A 6,662-nucleotide genomic window follows, 5' to 3' on the forward strand; every position below is an offset into this window, starting at 1 on the left:
TACTCACCACTTGCAGAAGTGGGAGTCTCAACTCAGACTGAGATGAAAAATGTGGGATTCTCTTACATAACCCGAAAATTTTTTTCAAAAACATGCGAAGGAATTTTATTCGCAGCATCCAGCCAGTCCAATTGCTCCCGGACCACTATGACAGCTGATCACACATCCTGTCATAACATACTCATAACTCTCAAATCCAAATCGGATCGCATTTTCTTTCATACGATCAAGTGCTACCTGAGAAAGTCCTTTAGAGTACATCAGATACAGACATTTTCTGGAAACATCATGTTTTGCCAGATATTCTTCCATATATGTATCCACAAATTTTTCAATCGAACCGCGGTATTTTTTAGAAGCCAGAAGTTTTCCATCTACGATCTCAATCAGCGGTTTCAGGCGAAGCAGGGTAGCGCCAAGGTATGCAGCATTGGATACACGTCCGCCTGCTTTCAGGTAATCTAAGTTACCCGGAATAAAAGAACAGAATACTTTTTTGTTCCAGGATTCAATTTCGTCAGCCAGAGCTTTGTAATCTGTCACAGTATCTTTTTTTGCCTGAATGATCTCATATGCCTTTGCAAGATGAGCAGTGCAGCCGCCGGATACGTTTCTGGTATCGATCAGATAAATATCCTCAAATTCGCGGATAGCGATCTCTGCATTCTGATAAGTAGAAGAAGCCAGAGAGGAGTATGCCAAGTGCATGATGACACAATCCGGATGTTCCGCGCGGATCTCATTAAAGAAGTCAATGTATTCGCCAACGTTTACAGCGGAAGTTGTCGGGATTTTTTTGGTTTCATTATAGTATTCGTAGATTTTATCTACGCTGATAGTTCCATCTGCATAGGAAGTTGCATCCATGACGATGTGCATAGGAATTACTTTTATATCGTATTTTTTTACAAGGTTTTCCGGAAGATCGGAACCACTTTCAGTGGTGATGATAATCTCTCTCATGTATCTAGTACCTTTCTTGTTGTCTGCTAAAACGACAACATGTAGTTTTCAATACTAGATTACACCTACAAGGGAAGAGTGTCAATAGAAAACAATTGGCAGAAGTTGAGAGGAAATTGCCTGGCAAGAAAAGGATGACAGAGTTTTGGGAAAATGCAAGAGCTTTGAGGTTTCTGCACGGTGTGATAGAAGGAAGAAATTTAATACTTTAAGTTTGGCACGATAGAAGTGCACTGGAAAAGGCTACATCAACACTGTTTGTTTTACAGATATCAATGTAGCCTTAATAACATATACTCTCCAATGGAATTAACCTCCGTTTTCTCTTGATATGTCTCATTATGCAATTTTCTGATTCGATTTTTCCTTTGAGCCTTTTCTGTTACGTCTTCAAATCTCCTTCATCATGACTTTTTGATCCGATTCATATCTGAACGTTGCCATCTGAATCTTGATCCTCTTTTACTATGGTAACTGTCATGTATTCAATTCTGGTATCAGAAAAAACTGCTGATTACTTTAATCTCTGGTGGACTGTACCTCCAACTATGTATTGTTCTAAGATTAAATTAATTCATTTACCTGTCCATTGGTCTATACTCCGTTTCAAGAATTTAAATTATGAAAAGAAATTAACTATTTCATTGGACTATACCTCGTTTTCAAAAATTTAAATGATGAAAGTTTGAATAACTATTTCATTGGACCGTACCTCTTTCGTTATAATAAATGAAGTTAAATTTTAAATGTAGATTGGACTGTACCTCCTATACTTAGTATCGTTTTGAAGTTTAAATTAGGTTTTCGGTGGTCTGTACCTCGCTTTCTGTAGTTTTTTAAGAACTTGTTAAGTTCTTTATTTGTTGTACTCATAATAACAGACAATATATAACTTGTCAATATAAAATTAGAAAAAAATATAAAAAAATATGAATAAACAGAAATAAATAAAAATATAAAATAATTATCAGATAATTATAAGACCAGTTATAAAAAATAGTGGAAAAGAAAGGCATCTAACAGATACAAATTCTGTCAGATGCTTTTTAGATTCTTATTTAGTTGCCCTAATAGTATTCTTATGCGTTCTGTGCCTCTAACGCTGCGCGACAGGCTTTGGCAAGCTGATCACCACAGGAAGTCGGACGACCGGAACATGAAATACCGGAAAGTTTTTCTTCTACCTGTTCTACGGTAAGTCCCTGAACAAGTTTCGGGATTGCTTTCAGGTTACCGTTGCAGCCGCCGGTGAATTTTACATCTTTTACAACGTGTCCATCCAGCTCTACTTCGATCATAGTGGAACAGGTTCCTTTAGTTTTGTATAAATAACTCATAATGAAATCCTCCTTTTGTATATTCAATTGACAAGTATAGCATAAAGAAAGCAAATTTGTATACAAAAAACGGTTCGTTTATAAAAAGTTCACAAATCGTTTACTGCTTTGTGTATTGTGTGAAAATCTATTCAGTGGTAAAATAAGAGAGTATGTTTGACGGTTTTGACCGCAGAGAAAGAAAGGTACAGGATAAATACATGAGTATTATAGAAAAAATTTTTGGAACCCACAGTGACAGAGAGCTGAAGTCTGTCAATGCGATTGCTGACAAGATTGAAGCACTTCGCCCACAGATGCAGGCATTATCTGATGAGGAGCTGCGTGGAAAGACAAAAGAATATAAAGAAAGACTTGCAAAAGGAGAGTCTCTGGACGATCTGCTTCCGGAGGCATTTGCAACCGTTCGTGAAGCTGCAAAACGTGTGCTTGGTATGGAGCATTACCGTGTACAGCTCATCGGTGGAATCGTTCTTCATCAGGGACGTATCGCTGAGATGAAGACTGGTGAAGGTAAGACACTTGTTTCCACATCTCCGGCATATCTGAATGCGCTGGAAGGAAAAGGTGTTCACATCGTTACAGTCAACGACTATCTGGCAAAGCGTGATGCTGAGTGGATGGGAAAAGTACATGAGTTCCTTGGACTTACCGTTGGCGTTGTTTTAAATGATATGGATCATGATGAGCGTAAGAAAGCATATGAGTGCGATATTACTTACGTTACCAATAATGAACTTGGTTTCGATTATCTGCGTGACAACATGGTTATTTACAAAGAGCAGCTGGTTCAGCGTGATCTGCATTATGCGATCATCGATGAGGTTGACTCTGTTTTGATCGATGAGGCACGTACACCGTTAATTATTTCCGGTCAGAGTGGCAAATCCACAAAGCTGTACGAAGCATGTGATATTCTGGCAAGACAGATGAAACGTGGTGAGGCAAGTCAGGAATTTTCCAAAATGGATGCCATTATGGGTATTGAGATCGAGGAGACTGGTGATTTCATCGTAAATGAGAAAGATAAAGTGATCAATCTGACACAGGAAGGTGTCGAGAAGGTTGAGAAATTCTTCAAGATCGACAACCTTGCAGATGCAGAGAATCTTGAGATTCAGCATAATATTATCCTTGCCCTGCGTGCGCACAACTTAATGCACCGTGATCAGGATTACGTTGTTGCAGATGACCAGATCCTGATCGTTGATGAGTTTACCGGACGTATCATGCCGGGACGTCGTTATTCTGACGGTCTGCATCAGGCAATTGAGGCAAAAGAGCATGTAAAAGTAAAACGTGAGAGCAAGACACTTGCAACCATCACATTCCAGAACTTCTTTAATAAATATAAGAAAAAGGCCGGTATGACAGGTACTGCCCTGACAGAAGAAAAAGAGTTCCGTGATATCTATGGCATGGACGTTATCGAGATTCCGACCAACCGTCCGATCGCACGTATTGACAGAGAAGATGCTGTATATAAGACAAAACAGGAAAAATTCGAAGCTGTTGTAAAGGAAGTTGTGAAAGCGCATGCAACCGGTCAGCCGGTTCTGGTTGGTACGATTACCATTGAGACTTCCGAACTTTTAAGCAGAATGTTGAAAAAAGAAGGCATTCAGCACAGCGTATTGAATGCGAAATTCCATGAACTTGAGGCAGAGATCGTTGCTCAGGCCGGTGTACATGGTGCGGTTACCATCGCAACCAACATGGCAGGTCGTGGTACGGATATCAAGCTGGATGATGAGGCAAAAGCTGCCGGTGGTCTGAAGATCATCGGTACAGAGCGTCATGAGTCCCGTCGTATCGATAACCAGCTGCGTGGTCGTTCCGGTCGACAGGGAGATCCGGGTGAGTCCCGTTTCTACATTTCTCTGGAAGATGACCTGATGCGTCTGTTTGGATCTGAGAAACTGATCAACATGTTCAATGCCATCGGTGTTCCTTATGGTGAACAGATTGAGCATAAGATGCTTTCCAACGCGATTGAGAAAGCGCAGGAGAAGATCGAGGGTAACAACTTTGGTATTCGTAAAAACCTGCTGGAGTACGATCAGGTTATGAATGATCAGAGAGAGATCATTTACGGTGAGCGTCGTCGAGTACTGGATGGAGAAAACATGCGCAATGCCATCTACAAGATGATCACAGACCGTGTAGAAAATACAGTAGATCGCTGTGTATCAGATGAAGAGGATAAGAACTGGGATGTTGTAGAATTAAATGAATTACTGATCCCGGTAATTCCTATGCAGCCGTTAGCAGATGATGAGATCCAGAGCCTGAACGCAAATGAGTTAAAACATATGCTCAAAGAGCGTGCAGTGAAATTATACGAAGCAAAAGAAGCTGAGTTCCCGGAGGCAGAGATGATCCGTGAGCTGGAGCGTGTTGTTCTGCTGAAAACTATCGACCGTAAATGGATGGATCACATTGATGATATGGAGATCCTTCGTGAAGGTATCGGTCTGCAGGCTTATGGACAGAGAGATCCGCTGGTTGAGTACAAAATGGCAGGATTTGAAATGTTTGACGATATGACCGCAAGCATTCAGGAAGAAACGATTCAGATGCTGTTCCATGTAAAAGTTGAGCAGAAGGTAGAGCGTGAGGAGGTTGCCAAAGTAACCGGAACAAACAAAGATGATTCCACACAGAGAGCACCAAAGACACGTGAAGCGAAGAAAGTATATCCGAATGATCCGTGCCCATGCGGAAGTGGTAAAAAATACAAACAGTGTTGCGGAAGAAAAGCATAAATATATCGTTGCTTTGAGTGGCTTTTATACATCTGTAAATGATAGACAATAATAGATTGTTTTCAGAGTGAGTGCTAACAATGTGGCAGTTGTATGAACTGTATAAAATTGCAGAATAATATGTGAAATAGGAAAATGGCATCTGATAGTTGTATCATCAGATGCCATTTTTGTGCGAAAACACAGGAAGCGTTACGCTCACGATAAATTGTTTTTCATCTGTTTGACGGAAAGCCAGTGTGCCATGATGCAGTTCGGCAATTTTTTCTGCACTTTTCAAACCGATCCGGTTACTTTCAATGTCGGAATGAACCGGTTTTACCGCGTTAGAAAGTATGATCTGACAGGCGCTATTTCTCACAGAAAACTGCAAAGTAACCGGTTCTGATTTGTCTCCATATTTTAAGATATTGGAAAACAGATTTTGAAATAATCGTTTCAGGGATGTTTCGTCCCCATTAATTTGCCCGGATATGGGGGCAAAGGTTTCCAATGTCTGAAATCCTGCAAGGTGAAGAAAATCCAGGTGTTCCGTGAGGGTAAGCTGAAGATCCGTGAGAGAAATCGGTGTCAAAACAGGGGATTGCGGTGGTTCATAAACCAGTGAGTATTCAAACATACGGTCAGTGAGCTGCTGGATGTCCTCTGTTTTTTGCAGACAGCGTCGGATGTATTCCGATTGCTGATCCGGATTGCGCCCAAGAGCCAGAATATCCAGGTAACCGTGCAAAATAGTCAGCGGTGTGCGCAAGTCGTGGGACATGGCGGTGATGAGATCCTGATTGGCACGGCGGCTTTCTGTTTCCTGCTGTATGTTGGTGTACAGCGTACTGCGCATCTGGTCCAGTTCCCGTGCCAGAATGCCAAGTTCATCATTTCCCATGGGACGGATTGGTTGATGTAAGTCACCACCGGACATTTGCAAAATGTGGTCTTTTAGAATCCCGATGTCCTGCACTTTTTTTCGTAAAAACAAGCTTGTTCCATGATGCTAGTTGTCTTTTGAAAAATATTTTTATGTAATGGTTAAAATCAATAAGATAATTATAGCATAGTATAGGAGGACATCGTGTTTTCTTAAGAAAGATTCAGAAAAAAATGTCCTAGACAAGATAGCTGAAAATAGATAAAATAATAATTAGGTAAGACCAGCAGACCAAAAAACAAAATGTCAGCTGGCAAAAAGGAGAAAAGATTATGAGTGAAACTGTAAAATATGTAGCAAACGGCGGACAGACTTATCTGCCATGTCAAGACAATGTAAACGTACCCTTTGCAGCATACGAGAAACCGGAAAAACCAAACCCATTACTGCCGGAACTGGAATTAAATCAGGATGCCATTGACAAAGGCTATGTACTTCCGTCACAGAAGCAGCATTTTCTTCCGGGTGTAACATCCGAGATGATGGACTGGTTCTGGGCAAACATGGAGAAAGGTTACTATCTGTGGGCTCCGGGTTCTCACAAGAAATTTACATGGGTAAAAACTCCGGTAGAGTATGGTATGGAAGCTTCTGTCCATATGATCTCTGAGGCATGTGAGCCGGGCGCAGCTGTATTTGGCGGCGAAGGCGTAGAGATTCACAGACTGGCAT

The 6,662-nt window shown here is 41.0% G+C and carries 4 protein-coding genes and 1 pseudogene; 2 read left to right on the plus strand and 3 right to left on the minus strand.

Features of this window, described 5'->3' with window-relative positions; all coding sequences use genetic code 11:
- Positions 1 to 105 precede the first annotated feature (105 nt).
- Together LG34_RS06240 and LG34_RS06245 are read right to left on the minus strand one after the other, a co-directional pair.
- Positions 106 to 963 carry a DegV family protein gene (locus tag LG34_RS06240; protein ID WP_109215325.1) on the minus strand — a complete coding sequence of 286 codons (858 nt, stop codon included), beginning with the start codon at positions 961 to 963 and terminating at the stop codon, positions 106 to 108.
- Positions 964 to 2,042: 1,079 nt separating this feature from the next.
- Complete coding sequence (locus tag LG34_RS06245) at positions 2,043 to 2,300, minus strand: TIGR03905 family TSCPD domain-containing protein (RefSeq protein ID WP_109215326.1); 258 nt, start codon at positions 2,298 to 2,300, stop codon at positions 2,043 to 2,045.
- Positions 2,301 to 2,500: 200 nt separating this feature from the next.
- Here LG34_RS06245 and secA point away from each other — a divergent pair, with 200 nt between their 5' ends.
- Positions 2,501 to 5,065 (plus strand): preprotein translocase subunit SecA, encoded by a 2,565-nt coding sequence (gene secA, locus LG34_RS06250; RefSeq protein ID WP_109215328.1) that lies wholly within the window; start codon positions 2,501 to 2,503, stop codon positions 5,063 to 5,065.
- A gap of 157 nt (positions 5,066 to 5,222) precedes the next feature.
- Here the strand turns inward: secA and LG34_RS06255 are convergent, their stop codons facing one another.
- Complete coding sequence (locus LG34_RS06255) at positions 5,223 to 6,041, minus strand: HAMP domain-containing sensor histidine kinase (RefSeq protein ID WP_146190196.1); 819 nt, start codon at positions 6,039 to 6,041, stop codon at positions 5,223 to 5,225.
- Positions 6,042 to 6,262: 221 nt separating this feature from the next.
- On the opposite strand from LG34_RS06255, the pseudogene LG34_RS06260 reads away from it, so the two are divergent.
- Positions 6,263 to 6,662, plus strand: a pseudogene (locus tag LG34_RS06260) (DAPG hydrolase family protein); the annotation flags it as partial.

Source organism: Eubacterium ramulus (genome assembly GCF_003122485.1).
Taxonomy (GTDB): domain Bacteria; phylum Bacillota; class Clostridia; order Lachnospirales; family Lachnospiraceae; genus Eubacterium_I; species Eubacterium_I ramulus_A.

What these genes read in the sequence shown, in the direction of transcription:
- secA (WP_109215328.1), top strand. Translation starts at nt 2,501, where the DNA reads ATGAGTATTATAGAAAAAATTTTTGGAACCCACAGTGACAGAGAGCTG.
- LG34_RS06240 (WP_109215325.1), bottom strand. Translation starts at nt 963, where the DNA reads ATGAGAGAGATTATCATCACCACTGAAAGTGGTTCCGATCTTCCGGAA.
- LG34_RS06245 (WP_109215326.1), bottom strand. Translation starts at nt 2,300, where the DNA reads ATGAGTTATTTATACAAAACTAAAGGAACCTGTTCCACTATGATCGAA.